Origin of the sequence: Variovorax rhizosphaerae, from assembly GCF_037889975.1 — a bacterium.
Classification (GTDB): Bacteria; Pseudomonadota; Gammaproteobacteria; order Burkholderiales; family Burkholderiaceae_C; genus Variovorax; species Variovorax rhizosphaerae.
In genome coordinates, this window is sequence record NZ_JBBKZT010000003.1 from 445,739 (window position 1) to 466,720 (window position 20,982).

Sequence of the window (20,982 nt, forward strand, 5' to 3'; positions counted from 1 at the left end):
CATGAAAGAAACTCCGGTTCTCTTTGGCGGCGACAGTTCCCTGGTCGGCCTCGTCACGACGCCGAGCGAGGAAGGTCGCATGGCGCCTGTCGCATGCCTCATGCTCAACATGGGCGCCACGCACCGCGTCGGCCCGCACCGTGCCAACGTCAAGCTGGCGCGGCACATGTCGACGGAGTACGGCATCAGCAGCATCCGCTTCGACCTGGCCGGCCTGGGCGACAGCGGCGCACCGGCCAGCGCCAACCACTACATGACGCAGGTGGTGTTCGACCTGCAGGCCGCGATGAACCTCATCGAGACCATGCTCGGCATCCGCCGCTTCATCGTGATCGGCCTGTGCTCCGGCTCGAGCAATGGCATGGCCGCCGCGATGGTGGACCCGCGCATCATCGGCATCCTGATGTTCGACAGCTACGCGTTTCCCACTCGGCGCTCGCAGCTTGAACTCACCTTGCGCCGCGCCCTGGCCGCTCCAACCAACCCGGCCGTGATCGGCAAGTCCTTCCGCTGGCTGCATCGCAAGTTCTCGACCAAGGCCGCGGTGGCGGCGGCACCGGTCAACTTCCTGCGGGCCGTCTCGCGGGAGGAAACCGAGGCGACCTTCCACCGCTCGATGACCGAACTGGTGGGCCGCGGCGTCGCGCTGTTCTTCCTCTACACCGGCACGAAGCACGTACGCGACCGCGGCCGCGACCAACTGGGGCGCTTCGCCTCGGAGGCGTACGCCCAGCACATCGACTACCAGTTCATCGCGGATATCGACCACAGCATCACCACACTGGCATCGCAGCGCACCTTCCAGGCGGTGGTGAGCGAATGGGTGTTGAGGGTGGTGGCCGGCCGCACGCCGGCGCAGCAGCACCGGGCGGCGGGAAGCAAGCCGGTGACGGTGAACGCGCCGCTGCAGGCGAGCGTGGCGCCGCGATTGCTGGGGCCTGTCGGATCTCACTGACAGCCCGAAGCCGAAGCGCCTGCGGCGTTCCGGGCCGCCACCAGAGGCGGCTCTGCTCTTGCGGGCCCATCCAAGCCTGCGCAGGCAGGTCGGGAGCCGCGGTCCTCAGCCCCTCATATATCAGCCCCTCGAGGGGGCGCACTCAGCGGCCCGGCAAAGCCGGTTCCGCGAGTGGCCACGAACAGGCTTCGCTGGTGCTCGCCCTTGGTCTTGCGATGTGATGCGCGCTGACTGACCTATTGAGGCACCGCTCCGGTTTGCCCGTGCGTCGCGGCGGCGCCAGCCGGCCTCTCGCCCGGCAAGCTCAGCAACGGCCCCGTCCCGCTGTACCGGTCCAGCGCCAGGTAGATCGCCGGCGTGATGTAGAGCGTGATCACCTGCGAGAAGATCAAGCCGCCCACCACGGCCACGCCCAGCGGTTGCCTCAGTTCGGCGCCCGCGCCGAGGCCCAAAGCCAACGGCAGCGCGCCCATGAGCGCGGCCAGCGTGGTCATCAGGATCGGGCGGAAGCGCAGCCGGCAGGCCTCGCGGATCGCGTCGACCGGCCGCATGCCTTCGGTGCGCTGTGCGTCGAGCGCGAAGTCGATCAGCATGATCGCGTTCTTCTTGACGATGCCGATCAAGAGCAGGATGCCGATGGTCGCGATCAGCGTGAGGTCGAAGCCGAACAGCTTCAGCGACAGCAGCGCGCCGACCGCCGCCGAGGGCAGCCCCGCCAGGATCGTGAGCGGATGGATGTAGCTCTCGTACAGCACGCCCAGCAGCACGTAGATCACCAGCACCGCCAGGATCAGCAGCACGGCCTGGCTGCCTTGCGAGCTCTGGAACACCGCCGCATCGCCGCCGTAGCTGGTGATGATCGACTCGGGCATCTTGATGTCCTGCTTGAAGCGGTCGATCTTCGCGGTCGCGTTGCCCAGCGGCACATTGGGCGCGAGGTTGAAGGACAGCGTGATGGCCTGCAACTGGCCCTGGTGGTTGACCGCGGTGGGGCCGATGGTGCGCCGCACGGTCGTGAACGCGGTCAGCGGCACCAGTTGGCCGGCCTTGTTGCGCACCGAGAGCCGCGAAATGTCCTGCTCGAACTGACGGTCGTTGTCGGAGGCCGACAAGATCACCTGGTAGGTGTTGCTGGCGCCGTAGATGCTGCCGATCTGGCGGTCGCCGTACGCGTTGTAGAGGGCAGTGCGCAGGTCGCCGACCTGCACGCCGAGCACGCCGGCCTTGTCGCGGTCGATGTCGAGCGTGGCCTGCAGGCCGCGGTTCTGCGAGTCGCTGGTGACGTCGCGGAAGTCAGGGTCGGCGCGCATGCGTTCCATCATCTTGCCGGCCCATTCGCCCATGGCGCCCGCATTCACGCTCTGCAGCGTGTATTGGTAGCGCGCCTTGCTTTGGCGCCCGCCCAGGCGCAGGTTCTGCACCGGCTGCATGTAGACGGCGATGCCCGGGATCTCGCGGAAGCGCTTGCGCAGTGATTCGAGCACCTGGGGCATCTTCATGCGTTGGGCCCGCGGCTTGAGCACGGCGAAGAGGCGGCCGGCATTCTGCGTGGCGGTCGGGCCACCGGCGCCCACGAAGGAGAGCACATAGTCGACGTTCGGATCGGCCTGCAGCGCGTCGGACACACGCGCCTGCAAGGCCTTCATCGCGGTGAAGGAGATGTCCTCCGAAGCCTCGGTCGTGATCTGGATCTGGCCGATGTCTTCCTCGGGGAAGAAGCCCTTCGGGATAGTGACGAACAACCAGGCGGTGACGACGAAGGTCAGGCCCGCCACGCCCAGCATGACCGGGCGGTGTTTCAGCGTCCAGTCCAGCGAGCGCATATAGCCGCCGTGCGTGGCCTGGTAGAGGCGCTCGAAGGCGCGACCGATGGCGGTGCCGGGCTCGGGGTGCACCTCTTCATGGTCGAGCTTGCCGGGTGCGTGGTCGACTTGCTTGAGCAGCCGGCTCGCGAGCATCGGCACCAGCGTCAGCGACACGATCGCCGACACCAGCACCGCCAGCGCCACCACCACCGCGAACTCATGGAACAGCAGGCCGATCACACCCGGCATGAAGAAGATCGGAATGAACACCGCCACCAGCGAGATCGAGATCGACACGATGGTGAAGCCCACTTCGCGCGCGCCGCGCAGCGCCGCAGCCATCGGCGGCATGCCCTTCTCGACGTAGCGCATGATGTTCTCGAGCACCACGATCGCGTCGTCCACCACCAGCCCCACGGCCAGCGTGATGCCCAGCAGCGACACGTTGTCGAGGCTGTAGCCGAAGGCATAGAGCAGCGCCACCGCGCCGATCAGCGAGATCGGGATCGTCGCCGCCGGGATCAGCGTGGCCACCAGCCGGTGCAGGAACAGGAAGATCACCAGCACCACCAGCAGGATGGTGCCGATCAGCGTGATCTGCACGTCATGCACCGCCTCGCGGATCGACAGCGAGCGGTCGTTGACCATGTCGATCTGCACCGACTGCGGCAGCTCGGCCTTGAAGCGCGGCAGGAAGGCGCGCACGGCGTCCACCACCTGCACGGTGTTGGCATTGGGCTGGCGCTGCACGGCCAGCGTGATGTTGTCCTTGCCGTTGTAGGCGCTGCCCGTCTTCACCGACTCGAAGCTGTCCTCGACGGTCGCGACCTCGTCCAGCCGCACCGGCGCACCGTTGCGCTGGCCGACGATGACGCGGGCGAAATCGGCGGCCTTGAGCATCTGCTCGTTGGCCTGGATGGTCAGCGTCTGGCGCGGGCCGTCGAGCACGCCCACCGGCGTGTTGGCATTGGCCAGCCGCACCGCGTTGGCCAGTTCGTCGAGCGTGATGTTGCGGGCGTTCAGCAGGTTGGCATCGGCCTTGATGCGCACCGCGAAGGCCTTGCGCCCGTACACCGCCACCTGCGCCACGCCGTCGATGGTCGAGAGCGTGGGGGAGATCAGGTTCTCGGCATAGTCGTTGAGCTCGGTCGGGTTCATCGAATCCGACTGCAGCGAGATGAACAGCACCGGCGCATCGGCCGGGTTGACCTTGCGGTACGAGGGCAGCTGCGTCAGTTCGGCCGGAAGCTGGCGCTGCGCGCGCAACAGCGCGGCCTGCACGTCGACCGCGGCCGCGTCGATGTCGCGGGTGCTTACGAATTCCAGCGTCAGCGAGGTCACGCCCTGCGTGTTGGTCGAGCTGATGGTCTGCAGGCCGGGGATGGTCGAGAACTGCTTTTCCAGCGGCAGCGCGACCGACGAGGCCATGGTGTCCGGGCTCGCGCCCGGCAGTTGCGCATTGACGTTGATGACCGGCGTGTTGTAGCTCGGCAGGGCCGCCACCGGGATGCTGAAGTACGCAAAGATGCCGATCACCACCACCGCGGCGGACAGCAGCACCGTCATCGCCGGACGACGGATGCAAAGCTCCGAGATATTCATGACTTCACCTGCGGGGGCACAGCATCCGAGCCGCCCGGCTGCGCGCTGCGCGCCCCCTGCGGGGGATCAAGTCGAGCTGGCACAGCCACATCGACTTGCGAGCCCCCACGGCCGGGCTCCGCCCGACCCGCCCCCCGCGGGGGATCAAGTCGAGCTGGCAAAGCCACATCGACTTGAGCCTGCCCCGACGACAGCGACGCCGGCGACACCGCCGACGAAGGCTCCCCCGGCGCCGCCTTGGGCGCGGCCGGCTTCTCGACCCGCACCTTGCCGCCAGGTCGCACGTTCTGCTTGCCCTCGATCACCACCTGCTCGCCGGGTTCGATCCCCGTCACCACCACCTGCGTGCCGAAGGTGTACTGGGTCTTGACCTGGCGCCGCGTCGCCTTCTGCTCGGCGTCGACCACATAGATCGACACGCCGTCGCCCAGCATCATCAGCGCGGCGGCCGGCACCACCGTGGCGTCGCGCAGCGTGCGCACCGTGACGCGCGTGGCGACGAACTGGCCGGGCCACAGCGCCTGGTCCTCGTTGTCGAACACGGCCTTGGCGCGCACCGTGCCGATCTGCGGGTCCACCGTGTTGTCGACGAAGTTCAGCACGCCCATCAGCGGCTTCTTGCGGCCGGTGATCACGGCCTCGACCGGCGTCTGCGCACGCGCCGCCGCCAGCAGGTCATGCAACTGGCCTTCCGGCACGGGGAAACTCACCGCGATCGGGTCGAGCTGGGTGATGGTGACCATCGGCACCGCGGGTTGCGCCAGGCTGCCGGGGTAGATGTTGACCGCGCCGAGGCGACCGGCGATCGGCGCACGCAGCGTCGCATAGCCCAGCGCTACCTGCGCCGCCTGGACGGCAGCGCGATCCGCGGCGATGGCGGCCTTCTGCGCTTCCAGTTGCGACAGGATCGTGTCCACCGCGCTCTTGGCGATGAAGCCCTGCCCGACCATTTCCTGGCCGCGCCGGTACTGGCGCTCGTAGTCGGCCAGCGTGGCCTCGTCCTTCTGCTGCTGCGCGCGGGCCTTGGCCAGGTTGGCCTGGTCCGGCCGGTCGTCGAGCGTGAACAGCAACTGGCCGGCCTTCACGAACTGGCCCTCTTTCACATGCACCTCGCGCACCGTGTTCGTGACCTGCGGGCGCAGGTCGACGCTGTTGAGCGACACCACGCTGCCGTTGACCTCCACCGTGACCGGCACGGTCTGCTTCAGCGCGGCGGCCAGCGTCACCAGCGCCGGCGCGGCGACTTGCGCCGCATTGCCTTCGGTCTTGACCCCGGCCTGCTGCCGGTGGCCCGACCACCACCAGCCACCCGTGGCGGCAACAGCCAGCACGCCGGCGAGGATGGCAACATTTTTCTTATTCATGGAACGACTTGCAAGGTTTCGCCAGCATCGATTAAAAAACGCCAGAATGTTTACGAATAGTCACCATTGGACCAGCAGCCGAGCGGTGGCGTCCACGACGGCGCAAGGATTGATCAAGCCCGCCTGCGAAGAATGCACGCCAGTCCCGGGGGAATTCCCTCGGGGCCCCTCGGTAGAATCGCCGCTTCACAGCCTCTGGATATACCCCATGAATCGCTGCAAAAAATCTCCCACAGTTCAAACCCTGATAGCGCTATCCCTTGCCTTGGCGGCTGCCGGCGGCCTTGTGGCCACCACCGCCCAGGCCCAGGTCTCGCCCGAGGCCGTCGTCGGTGGTCGCAATTTCCCGACCGGCACGCTGCGCGGCAAGCTGCTCATCCTCAATGCCCCCGAGGTCGTGCTCGACGGCCAGCCCGACCGCCTGTCCCCCGGCGCCCGCATCCGCAGCCCGCAGAACATGCTCGTCATGGTGGGTGCCATCCAGGGCCAGAAGTTCCTGGTGAATTACACGCGCGACCCGGCCGGACTGGTGTCGCAGGTCTGGATCCTGACGCCGGAAGAAGCCTCCATCGAGCGTGAAACGGCCGAGCGGCCCTTCCTCAACTTCTGGCCTTTCGTGTCTGCCAAGGGGCCGACGGACGACGGCAAGACGCCCTTCGACCAGTTGCCGAAGTACGGCCAGTAGCGCCCGAATCCCGGGACTCTTGAACGCAGAGGGCGCAAGGGTTTTGCAGATGCCGCTGAAAAAATAGTGCCGGCGATCCGGCTGAGGCCTTTTTCCGCGGCTCCATCTCCGGCTTCATCGCGCCCTCCGTGAATCTTTTCTTCCACGGCGTGCAACCCAGCCCGCCATGCACAGCGCTCCCAGGGAAACAACATGACCAAGAAAGTATTCATCAAGACCTTCGGCTGCCAGATGAACGAGTACGACTCGGACAAGATGGCCGATGTGCTCAACGCCGCCCAGGGCTACGAACCCACGCAGGACGTCGACGAGGCCGACCTGATCCTGTTCAACACCTGCTCGGTGCGCGAGAAGGCGCAGGAGAAGGTGTTCAGCGACCTCGGCCGCGTCAAGCACCTGAAGGCCAAGGGCGTGAAGATCGGCGTCGGCGGCTGCGTTGCCAGCCAGGAAGGCGACGCGATCATTGCCCGCGCGCCCTACGTCGACATCGTGTTCGGCCCGCAGACCTTGCACCGCCTGCCCGAGCTGCTGAACCAGCGCGAATCGCTCGGCCGGCCGCAGGTCGACATCAGCTTCCCCGAGATCGAGAAGTTCGACCACCTGCCGCCGGCGCGCGTCGACGGCGCGACGGCCTTCGTGTCGATCATGGAAGGCTGTTCCAAGTACTGCAGCTATTGCGTGGTGCCCTACACCCGCGGCGAGGAAGTGAATCGCCCGCTCGACGACGTGCTCGTCGAAGTGGCGGGCCTGGCCGACCAGGGCGTGCGCGAGATCACGCTGCTGGGCCAGAACGTGAATGCCTACCGCGGCAAGATGGGCGACACCGCCGAGATCGCCGACTTCGCGCTGCTCATCGAATACATCGCCGAGATCCCCGGCATCGAGCGCATCCGCTACACCACCAGCCATCCGAACGAATTCACGCCGCGCCTGATCGAGGCCTACGCCAAGGTGCCGCAACTCGTCTCGCACCTGCACCTGCCGGTGCAGCACGGCAGCGACCGCATCCTCATGGCGATGAAGCGCGGCTACACGGCCATGGAATACAAGAGCACGGTGCGCAAGCTGCGCGCGATCCGCCCGGAACTGGCGTTGAGCAGCGACTTCATCGTCGGCTTCCCAGGCGAGACCGACGAGGATTTCGCGAAGATGATGAAGCTGATCCATGACTGCGACTTCGACGCCAGCTTCAGCTTCATCTTCAGTCCGCGCCCCGGCACCCCGGCCGCTGCGCTGCATGACGACACGCCGCACGCCGTCAAGCTCAAGCGCCTGCACGAGTTGCAAGCCGTGATCGACCTGAACGTCAAGCGCTTCGGCCAGGCGCTGGTTGGCCAGACCCGGCGCGTGCTGGTCGAAGGCGCCTCGCGCAAGGACGCGACCGAACTCATGGGACGCACCGAATGCAACCGCGTGGTCAACTTCGCCGGCGACCCGCGCCTTGTCGGCCAGATGATCGACGTGCGCATCACCAGGTCGCTGGCCTACACGCTGCGCGGCGAGGTGCCGATCCGCGGCGACATGACCACGCAAGCCACCGCTCCCGGGGCGCAAGCCGCCTGATGCCGAACTCCAAACATTCCCGCGGCTCGTTCCAGCAACTGCTGCTGTTCGCGTTCCTCGTCATCACCGCCTTGCTGGTGGGCGTGGCCTTGCGCTCGCTGTTCCAGTACGAGACCCTGATGACCGAAAGCCGCAACGCAGCCGCGCGCGCCCTGGCGCTGTCCGGCGGCGCCCAGTCGCTGGCCGAACGCAGCGCGGCCATGGAACGCGCCGGCCGGCAGTCACTGGTGCTCAACGACGCGATGCTGCGCCGCCGCTTCAACGATGCGGTGCGCGATGCCACCGTCGTCGTCGGCAAGCTGGTCGACAACGGGCTCTCGGCCGAAGCGGTGGTCGGCTGGCGCGCTCAACTCGCGGCGATCGAAGGCCTCATGGACGGCCCCAGCGACACCTCGCTCGCGCGCGAGAACAGCGTGGCCCTGCAGTTCCGCGAGCTGGACGGATTCAACACCGCCATCGCGCAGCAGGCGCAGAACCTGATCGAGACGCAGAACAAGGCGCTGGCCGAACGCATCGAGAACGCCGGCGACCGGCTCATGCGCCAGGTGCTGGCAGCCAGTGCGCTGGCGGTGTCGCTGGCGCTGGCCTTCGGCGTGTGGCTGGCGCGGCCGTTCAAGCGCATTGAACGCGCCATCGTCGGGCTGGGGCAAAACCGGCTGGACGAACCGATCAATATCCGCGGCCCGGCCGACGTGCGGCGCGTGTCGCAGCAGCTTGAATGGCTGCGCCTGCGCCTGACCGAACTGGACGCCGACAAGGCGCGCTTCTTGCGACATGTCTCGCATGAACTCAAGACACCGCTCGCCGCACTGCGCGAAGGCGTTTCCTTGCTGGAAGACGGCGTGACCGGTGCGCTCAACCCGGCCCAGCGCGAGGTCGCGCAGATCCTGCAGCAGAACACGCTTTCCTTGCAGAGCCAGATCGAGGCGCTGCTGCGCTTCAATGCGGCCGCCTTCGAGGCGCGTGAACTGCGGCGCGAGCGCACCGCGCTGCTGCCGCTGATCGAGGAGCAGATCGACGCGCAGCGCCTGCAGTGGCAAGCCCAGGGCCTCAAGGTCCGCGCGCAAGGCGACCCTGTCACCGCCACGGTCGACCCGGTCAAGCTGGGCACCGCCATTGCCAACCTGCTGTCGAACGCGATCCGCTTCTCGACGCGCGGCGGCACCATCACCATCGCGGTGTCGGACGAGCCCGGCGTGGCCCGCATCGACATCAGCGACGCCGGCCCGGGCATTGCGCCGGCCGACCGCGACCGCGTCTTCGAGCCATTCTTCCGTGGCGAACGCCAGCCGCAGCATGCGGTCAAAGGCACGGGCATCGGTCTTTCGATCGTGCAGGAGTACATTGCTGCACATGGTGGCAATATCACTCTGCTGCCCGACGGTCCCGGCGCACGTTTTCGCATCGAGCTACCCCGCGCCGCATGAGAAGGTGCGAACGAACCCGCCATGTCCGCTCATCCCGCCAAAACACGCCCGCTCTGCGTTGCAAATGCTCGCCATGGCTCAAGCCATGGCTGTGCTTTGCGCCTTGATCGGACGCGTTTTGACGGCCCGCTCGGACACGCCGGATTCATTCACACCTTCTGACCCGGATTTCCCTCTTTCCCAGTTCATGTTGTTCCAATTCGTTCGCAGAACCTCGCGGGTGACCGCGCTTGCCTTGCCTCTGCTGCTGGCCGGCTGTACCTTGCCGCCGGTGCTGAAGCCTGCCGTCCCTGCCCCGCCGTCACCGCCGCCGATGCCGCGCGTGACGCCGGTCGAAGTCGACCCGGCGGCGCCGGCCGCGCGCCTCTCACCGCCGCCCGCCGACGCGCCTGCGCCCAGCGCCGTGGTACTGGCCTACGCCGACCGCATCCGACCCCTCGGCGGCAACGAACTGGGCAATGAGATCGCACGCCTGGGCGACCCCGCCGATTCCCCGCAGGGCCAGATGCAGCTGGCGATTGCACTGGCGCAGACACGCAATCCGCCGGACCTGGCGCGGGCCGTCGCGCTGATGCAACGCGTCATCGGCAATCCTTCGGTGGAGGCGCAACCGCTGCAACCCCTGGCCCGGGCACTGGTCCAGCGCTACAACGAACAGCGCCGCGTCGAAGAAGACCGCGACCGCCAGGTGCAGCAGGTGAAAGAAAGCCAGCGCCGCATCGACCAGTTGACCGACCGCATGGAAGCGCTGCGCGCCATTGAACGCAGCTTCGGACGCCCCAACACCAGCGCGACCCAACCGCCCGCCGCGCCAGCCACCCGACCCACGCCATGAGCGATACAACGACACCCGGTGCACGCCTGCTTGTCGTCGACGACGACCCCGACATGCTGCGCCTGCTGTCGATGCGGCTGAACTCCGCCGGCTACCAGGTCACGGCCGTGACCTCGGCCGAATCGGCGCTCACGCAGTTGGAGATCGAACATCCGCAACTGGTGCTGAGCGACGTCCGCCTGCCCGGCAAGGACGGCCTCGCGCTGTTCGACGAGATCCGCAAGCGCCATCCTTCGCTGCCCGTGATCCTGCTGACCGCCCACGGCACCATTCCCGACGCGGTCGAGGCCACCGCCCGCGGTGTCTTCACCTACCTGACCAAGCCCTACGAAGCCCGCGAGTTGCTCGAGAAGATCGGCCAGGCGCTGGCCCTCGGCGCCCCGGTCCACCTGCCCAGCAAGGGCAGCGACGAAAGCTGGCGTGCCGAGATCGTCAGCCGCAGCAACCGCATGGCCGAAGTGCTGGCCGAGGCCCGCATGATCGCCAAGTCCGACGCCAGCGTGCTGCTGCGCGGCGACAGCGGCGCCGGCAAGGAAGTGCTGGCCCGCGCCATTCACCGCGCCAGCGCGCGCGCCGAAAAGCCCTTCGTCGCCGTCAACTGCGGCGCCATTCCGGAGGCGCTGCTCGAGTCCGAATTGTTCGGCCACATGAAGGGCGCCTTCACCGACGCCGTGTCCAATCACAAGGGTCTGTTCCAGCAGGCCGACGGCGGCACCCTGCTGCTCGACGAGATCGGCGACATGCCGCCCGCCCTGCAAGTCAAGCTGCTGCGCGTGCTGCAGGAGCGCGCGGTGCGGCCGCTCGGCGGCAGCCAGTCGATCACGGTCGACGTGCGCATCATCTCCGCCACCCACCGCGACCTGGACGCCGCGATGGAGGCCGGCCAGTTCCGTGAAGACCTCTATTACCGTCTCAATGTCGTGACACTCACGCTGCCGCCGCTGAGCGCGCGGCGCGAAGACATCCCCCTGCTCGCCAACCACTTCCTCAACCGCCTGTCGGCCAAATACGGCAAGCGACTGTCCGGTTTCGCGCCCGAAGCGCTCAAGGCCCTGACGACGTCCGCGTGGCCCGGCAACGTGCGCCAGCTCTTCAACGTGGTGGAACAGGTGTGCGCCCTGTCGACCTCGCCGCTGATCCCGCTGTCGCTGGTGCAGCGGGCGCTGCGTGTGCCCTCGGTCGAGGTCCAGACCTATGCCGAAGCCAAGCAGCGCTTCGAGCGCGACTACCTGGTGGGCCTGCTGAAACTGACCGACGGCAACGTGGCTGACGCGGCCCGCATGGCCGACCGCAACCGCACCGAGTTCTACCGTCTGCTGCAGAAGCACGAGCTGACGCCCGGCCTCTTCAAGTCCGATGCCGGCGGCGGCTCCGGCGAGCCTGTCGCCGAGGAGCGACGCTCCTAAGTCATTGATTTCATTGGTTTTACAAGATTGGGTGGCCGGGCTTGTCGCCGTGCAGCGACAAAAACGACGGTTTTCACCCCCTCCGGCCCCGAAATCTCGGGTAAACCCCATGTAAAGCGACGCAAGTCGTTGATGTGCAAAGGGATTTCACTGCTGGCACAGGTATTGCCCCTGTACTGGCATGACTGCACATCTCAGCCCCACTTTCGCACTGCGTTCGCAGCGCGACGGCCTCCGTCAAAAACGCGTTTCGATCTTGCGCCCCCGTGCCGCGGGCCATCCGCACGCGGCCCACGACACGTCCAGCGGCGCGGCGCCTGATTGCGTATTCAAGCGCTTTCCGGCAATTGGCGACACGCCTGGCTCGGCCAAGCAACACTGGTAGGCCGACACATGAAGCCAAGCAACTATTCACAGCTGAGCACACTTCAGGCGCTGGTTGAAAGCGCCCCGGCGCGCAGCCCGCTGCGCGAAGAGCGCCATCCGAACTCGGTCACGGCCCCGCCGGTGAACCGCGGTTCCATGGCGCCCCGGCCGTGGCGCGGCTTCTGGAACAGCATCGGTACCGCCATGCTTGTGCGCCTCGGCGCCGGTGGCGCGCGCCGTTCGGCGCCCGTCGCGGCGCAGAAGAAGGAAGCGTGGCAACGCGCCGCCGAACAACGCCGCCTCGCCTTCATGGCGCTGACCCTGCTCAGCACCGTGATCGCCGCGACGCTGTTCGCCAACATCCAGCCCGACTACGACAACGTCTGGCTCGAATACGGCCAGATCGGCCTCTACGCGCTGCTGTCAGGCTGGGTCGTCACCGGCTTCGTGACCGCGCTCATGGGCTTCTACGTTTCCGTGCGCGGCGACAAGCATGCGCTGTCGGTCAAGCAGGTCGCAGGCCATCCGATGAACCCGGAAGCCCGCACCGCGATCATCATGCCGATCTGCAACGAGGACGTGGCCACGGTGTTCGCCGGGCTGCGCGCCACCTGCGAATCGGTCGCCTCCACCGGCAACGCGAAGCACTTCGACGTGTTCGTGCTGTCCGACACCTACAACCCCGAAACCGCCGCCGCCGAACGCGCCGCCTGGGAAGACCTGCGCGCCGCGCTGGCCAACAACCCGAGCCAGCCGCAGGTCGAGGTCTACTACCGCCTGCGCACCCGCCGCACGCACCGCAAGGCCGGCAACGTCGCCGACTTCTGCCGCCGCTGGGGTAAGGACTACCGCTACATGGTCGTGCTCGACGCCGACTCGGTGATGAGCGGCGACTGCCTGAGCTCGATGGTCAAGCTGATGGAAGCCAACCCCACGGCCGGCATCATCCAGACCGCGACGCAAGCCATCGGCCACATCACGCTGCACGCCCGCGCCCAGCAGTTCGCCTCCCGCGTGACGGGCCGCCTGTTCACGCTCGGCATGCAGTTCTGGCAACTCGGCGAATCCCACTACTGGGGTCACAACGCGATCATCCGCGTCAAGCCCTTCATGGACCATTGCGCGCTGGCCCCGATCAAGGGCACCGGCGGCATGTCGGGCGGCATCATGTCGCACGACTTCGTCGAAGCCGCGCTGATGCGCCGCGCCGGCTACCACGTGTGGCTGGTGTCCGACCTGGTCGGCAGCTACGAGCAGCAACCGCCGGACCTGCTGGCCGAACTGACGCGTGACCGCCGCTGGTGCCAGGGCAACCTGCAAAACGCCCGCCTGATGGCCGAGCCCGGCATCCACCCGGTGCACCGCGCGATGTTCGTGACCGGCACCATGGCCTATGTCTCGGCCCCGCTGTGGCTGGCCTTCCTGACCCTGGGCACCGCGCTCTGGCTGAGCGGCACCAGCCTGCTGGGCCAGTGGGACGTGCTGCCCGCGGAACTCGCCGGCCTCTGGGTCTGGACGCTGTGCCTGCTGTTCCTGCCCCGCGTCCTCGGCATCGCAGCCGTGATGATGCGCGGCGAGCAGCACCAGTACGGTGGCCTGTGGGGCCTGGTCAAGAGCGCCACGCTCGAAAGCACACTCGCCATCGTGCAGGCCCCGGTCCGCATGATCGCCCACTCGCTGTTCGTGGTGGTCGCCCTCACCGGCCTCAAGCTGGACTGGAAGTCGCCTCCGCGTGAAGCCGCTGCGGTGCCGTGGCGCGATGCAGCCTCGACGCTGGCGCCGATGAGCCTGGTCGTTGGCGCGCTGGCCCTGGGCATTGCGCTGATCGATCCGAGCGCGCTGGTGTGGCTGATGCCCGTCGGCCTGCCGCTGCTGCTGGCGATTCCGCTGACGGTGTTGACCAGCCAGATCGGCCTGGGAACGAGCCTGCGTGAACGTGGCTTCCTGCTGATCCCGGAAGAGTCGCGCTCCCCTGCCGTTCTGCGCCGCGCGTGGAAGCATGCGGTGCGCCTCGCACGCCCTGCACTGACAGGCGCCTGATGCGCTGAAGGCACGACAACAGCGCAAGAAGCCGGCCCTGGGCCGGCTTTTTTCATGGTGCGCGCACGCAGGCGCAGTCCAGCGGCGCCCACGGTCTACCACGTGCAGACCTCAATGCGACAAAGCCTGCCTGCGCACCCTTGGTGGCCCCGCCCGCAGCGCCGAAGGCGCATTGCGGCGGACCTAGCTAGAACGGCAGCTTCGGCCCGCCACCCCCGCCCATGCCCGGCATGCCCTTCATGCCGCCCATGCGCTTCATCATCTTCATGAGGCCGCCGCCCTTCATCTTCTTCATCATCCCCTGCATCTGCTCGAACTCGTTGAGCAGCCGGTTCACCTCCTGGACCTGCACGCCGGCGCCAGCCGCGATGCGGCGCTTGCGCGTGGCCTTCAGCAGTTCAGGCTTGCGGCGCTCCAGCGGGGTCATGCTGTTGATGATGCCTTCCTTGCGGCGGATGTCGCGCTCGGCACGGGTGAGGTCGGCTTCGGTCGCCTTGGCGGCCATCTGCGAGGGCAGCTTGTCCATGATGCTGGACAGGCCGCCCATCTGCTTCATCTGCTGCAACTGGCCGAGGAAGTCGTCCAGGTCGAAACCGCCGCCGCTCTTGACCTTGTTGGCCAGCTTCTGCGCCACCGCGACGTCGACGCCGGCCGTGACCTGCTCGACCAGCGCGACGATGTCCCCCATGCCGAGGATGCGGCCCGCATGGCGCTCGGCGTCGAACACTTCCAGCCCGTCGATCTTCTCGCTGGTGCCGGCGAACTTGATCGGCACGCCGGTCACCTGCCGCACCGACAGCGCCGCACCGCCGCGCGAATCGCCGTCGGTCTTGGTCAGGATGATGCCGGTCAGCGGCAGTGCGTCCTTGAAGGCCTTCGCGGTGTTGACCGCGTCCTGGCCCTGCATCGCGTCGACCACGAACAGCGTCTCGACCGGGTTCAGCGCCGCATGCAGTTGCTTGATTTCCGTCATCAGCACTTCGTCGATCGCGAGGCGGCCGGCGGTGTCGACCAGCAGCACGTCGAAGAAGTGGCGGCGCGCGTGGTCTATGGCGGCGCGGGCGATGTCGAGCGGCTTCTGGTCGGGCGTGCTCGGGAACCATTCGGCGCCGGCCTGCTTCGTCACCGTCTTCAGCTGCTCGATGGCCGCGGGGCGGTACACGTCGCCCGACACGGTCAGCACCTTCTTCTTGCGCTTCTCGATCAGGTGCTTGGCCAGCTTGGCGGTGGTGGTGGTCTTGCCCGCGCCCTGCAGGCCGGCCATGAGGATCACCGCCGGCGGTTGCGCCGCGAGGTTGATGTCGGAGACGCCCTCGCCCATGGTCGCGGCCAGCTCGCGGTTGACGATGCCGACCAGCGCCTGGCCGGGCTTCAGCGAGCCCAGCACTTCCTGGCCCAGCGCCTTTTCCTTGACGCGTGCCACGAAGTCGCGCACCACCGGCAGGGCCACGTCGGCCTCCAGCAGCGCCATGCGCACTTCGCGCAGCATGTCCTGCACGTTGGCTTCGGTGATGCGGGCCTGGCCGCTGACCTGCTTGACGAGGCGCGAGAACTTTTCGGAGAGAGCGTTGGCCATGAAGGGATGCCTTGTTGCCCGCTGCCGCGGGCCGATGGAAGACGAAAGAAACCCGAGCAGTATCGGCGAGCCGCTGGCTGCGTGGAATGCCGTTGGACCGGTCCAGCCGGCCCACGGTGCCGCACCCGGCGAGGGACAGTGACCGCCACGTCGAGGGCGATGCCGCGGCTGGTAACAATCTCCAGCGCATTAAACTCGGCTGATGATTTTAGCGAGCCCCTCCCCGCTCGGCGTGGCACTGGGCATCGTCGCTGCGTCGGCCTATGGCGTGACCGCGGTCGCGGCCTCCCGGCTCGGCCGCTCGGCCACACAATGGCTGCTCATCCTTGCGTGGGTGCTGCACGCAATTGCGCTGGTGCAAGGCCTGGCCGGTGCGCAGCCCCGCTTCGACTGGGGACCGGCGCTCTCCGTGACGGCATGGCTGGTGCTCACGGTCTATGGCATCGAGAGCCGCATGTACCCCCAACTCACCGTGCGCCGCGCACTGGCCGTGCTGGCAGCCGCAACGGTGCTGGTGGCCACCTTCTTCCCGGGCAAGCCGCTCGATGTGTCCGCATCGCCGTGGCTTCCGCTGCACCTGGCGCTGGGCATTGCGTCCTACGGCCTCTTCGGGGCGGCGGTGGTGCATGCCTGGCTCATCACGCGCGCCGAGAAACAGATCCGCCGCGCCAACGACCCCGAGGCCGGCGTGCCGCTGCTCACGCTGGAGCGGCTGACCTTCCGCTTCGTCACCGCCGGCTTCGCGCTGCTGTCGGCCACGCTGCTGGCCGGCTTCTTCTTCAGCGAGACACTTTATGGCCGCGCATGGAAGTGGGACCACAAGACCGTGCTGTCGGTGCTGGCCTGGCTCTGCTTCGCGGTGCTGCTGGCAGGGCGCGCACGCGTCGGCTGGCGCGGACGCACGGCGCGGCGCGTGCTTTACGCGGGCGCGGCGCTGCTGGTGCTGGCCTATGTGGGCTCGCGCTTCGTGCTTGAAGTGATGCTGGACCGCGTCGCATGAAGTACTTGATCGTACTGTTCGTCGTGGCGCTGGCGATCTGGCTCTGGCGTCGCAATCGCCCCGAGGAAATGGAAGAGGCCGCGCGCGCCGCCAAACCGGCCGCCGCGCCTCGGCGCGTGGGTGAACCGCAGGAGATGGTGCGCTGCGCCCATTGCGGCCTGCACCTGCCGGCCAGCGATGCCATCGCCGGGCCCGGTGGTGGCGTCTATTGCAGCATCGCCCACCGCCAGGCCGCGGCCGAATGACCCCGCCGCCGCCCTGGTCGCGCGGCGAGCCCGGCGGCGAATGGGGCAGCCTCGACACCGCGCCGCACATCGACAGCCCGGCGCTGCAGCGCCTCTGGCGCGGCTTCATGACCGCGCGCAGTTTCGTGGCCCTCGTGCTGGTGATGCTGCAGGGCGTGAGCGTCGGCATCAGTCCTGCCATCCCGCCGGCCGCACTGATCGTCTCCATCCTCTACCTGCTCGCGGTGCTCGGCGCTGCGCGCTACGTGCGCTTCCATCCACCCATCCGCGGCTTCCGTGGCGCCTGGCTGGCCTCGATCGGCATCGACCTGGCCACCTTTACCGCGCTGCAGATGGTGCAGTTGCCGGGCAGCATCAACTACACCCCCCTGTTCGCCTTGCCGGTGCTGATGGGAGCGGTACTGGGCACTGCATCGGTCGGCCTCGGCACCACGGCCGCGGTCACGCTGCTGCTGCTGGGCGACGCGGGCTGGCAATGGCTCGATCATGCGGGCGACCCGTCGACACGTTTCCTGCAGGCGGCACTCACAGGCACCGGCCTGTTCGTGGTGGCGCTGCTGGCGCACCAATTGGCGTTGCGGCTGGCGCGCGAGGAAGCGCAGGCCCTGCGCAGCCGCAGCACCGCACAGTTGCATGCGCAGGTGAACGAACTGGTCATCGAAACCCTGAGCGAGGGCGTGCTGGTGATTGATGCCGATGGCCGCGTGCATTCGGCCAATCCGGCGGCCGACGCGATATTGGGCCGGGGCCTGGCATCGATGGCGCTGCCTTTCGAACTCGCTGCGCATCCGGCATGGCAACCGCTGGCAGGGCTGGCCGACGAAACCTTCTCGCAGCGCCAGCCGCAATCCCAGGAGATGCCGATCGCGCAGGTCGGTGGCGCGCCGCGCGAAGTGCGGGTCCGTACCCGCCTGACGCCGGCCACCGACCGGCGCATCGACAGCCTGTGCGTCATGTTCCTGCAGGATCTGCGCGAACTGGAAGCGCGCATCCGCACCGAGAAGCTGGCCGCCATGGGCCGCATGTCGGCAGCGGTGGCGCATGAGATCCGCAATCCGCTGGCCGCCATCACCCAGGCGAGCGCCCTGCTCGGCGAGGACCTGGTCGATCCTTCGCACCGCCAGCTCACGGCCATGGTGCAGCAGAACGCGCAGCGCCTGGCACGCATCGTCGATGACGTGCTCGACGTCTCGCGCGCGCGGCAGCAACGCTCGCTGCCGCTCGGCGACCTGGTCGCGCTGGACACCACGGTGCGCACGCTGGCCGAGGAATGGGTGCGCCAGACCCGGCGCCAAGGCGTGCTGCTGGCATTGGATGCCGTCGGGCGCGACGTGCGCTTCGAAGTCGAGCACCTGCGCCGGATCCTGGTCAACCTGCTCGACAACGCGGCGCGCTATGCGGGCGATCGCGACGGCTCGATCCAGGTGACGACCGCGACCGGCGCCCGCGGCCGCGCCACCCTGCAGGTGTGGAGCGACGGCATGCCGCTGGAGCCGGCGGTGCAGCGGCACCTGTTCGAACCCTTCTTCTCGTCCGAAAGCCGCTCCAGCGGGCTGGGCCTGTTCATCTGCCGCGAACTCTGCGAGCGGCACGGCGCCACCATCGGCTACGAGCGTCGGGCGCTCTCTGCAGCCGGGCCGGAAGGTAACGAATTCTTCGTCGTCTTTGCCTCCGCCGAAAGACGCGGCTGACACAATAGCGGCGTGAGCACCCACCACCCCACCGCAGTCCTGCCGGCGCAGATCCTGGTCGTCGACGATGAACCCGACCTGCGCACCCTCTACGAACTGACCCTCCTGCGCGAGGGCTATCGCGTCGAAGCGGCGGGCAGCTTGTCGGAGGCCTGGGAGCACCTCGACGCCGGGCGCTTCGATGCGGTGATCACCGACATGCGGCTGCCCGACGGACTCGGCATGGAAATCATCCAACGCATCCAGAAGGCCCAGCGCGGCGAGCGCTGCGTGGTGATGACCGCCTACGGCTCGGCCGAGAACGCCGTCGAGGCGCTCAAGGCCGGCGCCTTCGACTACCTCACCAAGCCGGTCGACCTCAAGCAGTTCCGCGCGGTGGTGGCGTCGGCCGTGCAGCGCCAGCCGCAGGTGGCCGTCCACGTGGCCAAGGCAGCCCTCCCTGCGGCCATCCCGTCCGCACTCATCGAAAGCCGCACCCTGCCGCCGACCGCGACACTGGGCGACCGGGCGCTCGAACGCCTGGTCGGTGAATCGGAGCCGATGCGGCTCATCAAGTCGCACATCGCCAAGGTCGCGCGCGGCATGGCGCCGGTGCTGGTGCGCGGTGAGTCGGGCACCGGCAAGGAGCTGGTCGCGCGCGCCGTGCATGCCTGCAGCCAGCGCAGCGACGGACCCTTCGTCGCGGTGAATTGCGGCGCCATCCCCGAAAACCTGCTCGAGGCTGAATTCTTCGGCGCGCGCAAGGGCTCCTACACCGGCTCCGCGGCCGACCGCGACGGCTACTTCCAGGCGGCGCGCGGCGGCACGCTCTTCCTGGACGAGATCGGCGACTTGCCGCTGGCCATGCAGTCCAAGCTGCTGCGCGCGATCCAGGAGCGCAGCGTGCGGTCCATCGGGTCCACGCAGGAAGACACGGTCGACGTGCGCATCGTCAGCGCCACCCACAAGGACCTGCATGCCGAAGTGCAGGCCGGCCGCTTCCGGCAGGACCTGTTCTACCGCCTGAATGTGATCGAGATCGCGGTGCCGCCGCTGCGCGATCGGCGCGAAGACCTGCCTGCGCTGTGCAACGCGCTGCTGTCGCGTATCGCGCAGGACGCCGGCATGCCGGTGCCGCGCCTGACCGCCGATGTGATCACGCGCCTCGCGGGCCATCCGCTCGAAGGCAACGTGCGCGAACTCGAGAACCTGCTGCACCGCGCCGTCGCGCTCAATGACGGGGACGAACTGCACCTGGACTTCATGAGCAGCGGTCTCGCGCCCCTCGAGGCGCCCGCCCTGCCCTTGCCCGCCACGGCCGTGGCGGCCCCACCCGCGCGCGAACGCCCGGCGCCACGACCCGCAATGCCTTCAGACCTGCAGTCCTACCTCGACCAGCACGAGCGTGAAGTGCTGGTCCGTGCGCTGCAGGAAAGCGGCTTCAACCGCACCGCCGCAGCCGCGCGCCTCGGCCTGAGCCTGCGCCAGATCCGCTACCGCATCGCCCGGCTCGGCATCAGCACCCCGCACGGCGACGACGGCGGCGTTGGCACGCTGGACGACGCCGGATGAATGCGGCATCGGACGCCAGCCTCTGGCAGGCGGGCTGGTACCGATTCGCCCGACGCCTGGAGTCACCGAACTTCGGCCCCCGGCCCGCGGGCGCGCAGGTCGACCTCATCGTGCTGCATTCGATCAGCCTGCCGCCCGGTGTCTATGGCGGCAATCACGTGCAGGAACTCTTCACCAACCAGCTCGACTGGGACGCCGATCCGTACTTCGGCCGAATCCGCGGCCTGGCAGTCTCCAGCCACTTCTACGTGCGCCGCGACGGCGAGTTGTGGCAGTTCGTGAGCTGTGACGACCGCGCATGGCATGCCGGCGCCTCCAGTTGGCGCGGTCGCGACAACTGCAACGACGACTCGATCGGCATCGAGCTCGAAGGCCTGGAAGGCCAGCCCTTCGAAGAAGCGCAGTACGAGACCCTGTCCAGCCTGTGCCCGGTCCTTGCACAGCACTACCCGGTGGCCTTCATCGCGGGCCATGAGCACATCGCGCCGGGCCGCAAGCAGGACCCGGGCAGCGGCTTCGACTGGCGCGCCTTGCAAGGCGCATTGGCCTGGCCCCACACGATGTTTCCTGAAAGCACCATGGTCCGCTGAATTTTCTCAATCGCGATGACGGCGGCGATGGACCGCGTTCGAGGGCCATCGCGCAGCAAAAATCACCGCCCGCGTCCAGGAACCATGCGGGCTGCAGGCCCAAATCGCCCCGCAACCCGCACCAATACTGGACCGTGAGAAAGTAGCCCAGCAACCACGGGCGCTCCGGTGCAGGATGCCGAAAAACCCGTGCAACGCGGCGCTTGAGATTCACAAAAAGCACTACATCTAGTGGCTTGTAGGCCCCCGGGACACTAGATATAGTGCCCCCTCGGCCGGAT

Annotated in this window: 15 protein-coding genes; 12 read left to right on the top strand and 3 right to left on the bottom strand. The window is 67.8% G+C overall.

Going from position 1 to position 20,982, the window contains the following annotated elements; genetic code table 11:
* Position 1: 1 nt before the first annotated feature.
* A complete protein-coding gene (locus WKW82_RS08665) occupies positions 2-955 on the top strand; it encodes an alpha/beta hydrolase family protein (RefSeq protein ID WP_340341862.1) in 954 nt (317 codons plus the stop codon).
* 236 nt (positions 956-1,191) lie between these two features.
* Here WKW82_RS08665 and WKW82_RS08670 read toward each other — a convergent pair whose 3' ends face one another.
* Positions 1,192-4,362 (bottom strand): efflux RND transporter permease subunit, encoded by a 3,171-nt coding sequence (locus WKW82_RS08670; protein WP_340341863.1) that lies wholly within the window; start codon positions 4,360-4,362, stop codon positions 1,192-1,194.
* Positions 4,359-5,726 carry an efflux RND transporter periplasmic adaptor subunit gene (locus tag WKW82_RS08675; RefSeq protein WP_340341864.1) on the bottom strand — a complete coding sequence of 456 codons (1,368 nt, stop codon included), beginning with the start codon at positions 5,724-5,726 and terminating at the stop codon, positions 4,359-4,361. Before WKW82_RS08675 ends, WKW82_RS08670 begins: the two co-directional genes overlap by 4 nt.
* 286 nt (positions 5,727-6,012) lie before the next feature.
* On the opposite strand from WKW82_RS08675, the gene WKW82_RS08680 reads away from it, so the two are divergent.
* The 6 genes from WKW82_RS08680 to mdoH all read left to right on the top strand — a co-directional run bounded on the left by WKW82_RS08680 (position 6,013) and on the right by mdoH (position 14,048).
* Positions 6,013-6,411, top strand: coding sequence for a hypothetical protein (locus WKW82_RS08680; RefSeq protein ID WP_340341865.1), 399 nt, complete (start codon positions 6,013-6,015; stop codon positions 6,409-6,411).
* A 192-nt stretch (positions 6,412-6,603) separates the two neighbouring features.
* Complete coding sequence (miaB, locus tag WKW82_RS08685) at positions 6,604-7,974, top strand: tRNA (N6-isopentenyl adenosine(37)-C2)-methylthiotransferase MiaB (RefSeq protein ID WP_340341866.1); 1,371 nt, start codon at positions 6,604-6,606, stop codon at positions 7,972-7,974.
* Complete coding sequence (locus tag WKW82_RS08690; protein WP_340341867.1) at positions 7,974-9,401, top strand: sensor histidine kinase; 1,428 nt, start codon at positions 7,974-7,976, stop codon at positions 9,399-9,401. Before miaB ends, WKW82_RS08690 begins: the two co-directional genes overlap by 1 nt.
* 220 nt (positions 9,402-9,621) lie before the next feature.
* The gene (locus WKW82_RS08695) at positions 9,622-10,236 is read left to right on the top strand and encodes a hypothetical protein (RefSeq protein ID WP_340341868.1); all 615 of its coding nucleotides are present in this window, start codon (positions 9,622-9,624) and stop codon (positions 10,234-10,236) included.
* Positions 10,233-11,642, top strand: a complete 1,410-nt coding sequence (locus WKW82_RS08700; protein WP_340341869.1) for a sigma 54-interacting transcriptional regulator — start codon at positions 10,233-10,235, stop codon at positions 11,640-11,642. The genes WKW82_RS08695 and WKW82_RS08700 overlap by 4 nt, the downstream gene beginning before the upstream one ends.
* Positions 11,643-12,035: 393 nt before the next feature.
* A complete protein-coding gene (mdoH, locus tag WKW82_RS08705; protein WP_340341870.1) occupies positions 12,036-14,048 on the top strand; it encodes a glucans biosynthesis glucosyltransferase MdoH in 2,013 nt (670 codons plus the stop codon).
* Positions 14,049-14,235: 187 nt separating this feature from the next.
* Here mdoH and ffh read toward each other — a convergent pair whose 3' ends face one another.
* A complete protein-coding gene (ffh, locus tag WKW82_RS08710) occupies positions 14,236-15,624 on the bottom strand; it encodes a signal recognition particle protein (RefSeq protein WP_340341871.1) in 1,389 nt (462 codons plus the stop codon).
* A gap of 202 nt (positions 15,625-15,826) precedes the next feature.
* On the opposite strand from ffh, the gene WKW82_RS08715 reads away from it, so the two are divergent.
* Genes WKW82_RS08715 through ampD form a run of 5 tightly spaced genes read left to right on the top strand, consistent with a single transcriptional unit; the run spans position 15,827 to position 20,701 of the window.
* Positions 15,827-16,624, top strand: coding sequence for a cytochrome C assembly family protein (locus tag WKW82_RS08715; protein ID WP_340341872.1), 798 nt, complete (start codon positions 15,827-15,829; stop codon positions 16,622-16,624).
* Complete coding sequence (locus WKW82_RS08720) at positions 16,621-16,869, top strand: PP0621 family protein (protein ID WP_340341873.1); 249 nt, start codon at positions 16,621-16,623, stop codon at positions 16,867-16,869. The genes WKW82_RS08715 and WKW82_RS08720 overlap by 4 nt, the downstream gene beginning before the upstream one ends.
* Positions 16,866-18,560: a two-component system sensor histidine kinase NtrB gene (locus tag WKW82_RS08725; RefSeq protein WP_340341874.1), complete on the top strand. Its 1,695-nt coding sequence runs from the start codon at positions 16,866-16,868 to the stop codon at positions 18,558-18,560. Before WKW82_RS08720 ends, WKW82_RS08725 begins: the two co-directional genes overlap by 4 nt.
* Before the next feature lie 12 nt (positions 18,561-18,572).
* Positions 18,573-20,111, top strand: coding sequence for a sigma-54-dependent transcriptional regulator (locus tag WKW82_RS08730; protein ID WP_340341875.1), 1,539 nt, complete (start codon positions 18,573-18,575; stop codon positions 20,109-20,111).
* Positions 20,108-20,701 carry a 1,6-anhydro-N-acetylmuramyl-L-alanine amidase AmpD gene (gene ampD, locus WKW82_RS08735; protein ID WP_340341876.1) on the top strand — a complete coding sequence of 198 codons (594 nt, stop codon included), beginning with the start codon at positions 20,108-20,110 and terminating at the stop codon, positions 20,699-20,701. Before WKW82_RS08730 ends, ampD begins: the two co-directional genes overlap by 4 nt.
* The last annotated feature ends 281 nt before the right edge of the window (positions 20,702-20,982 follow it).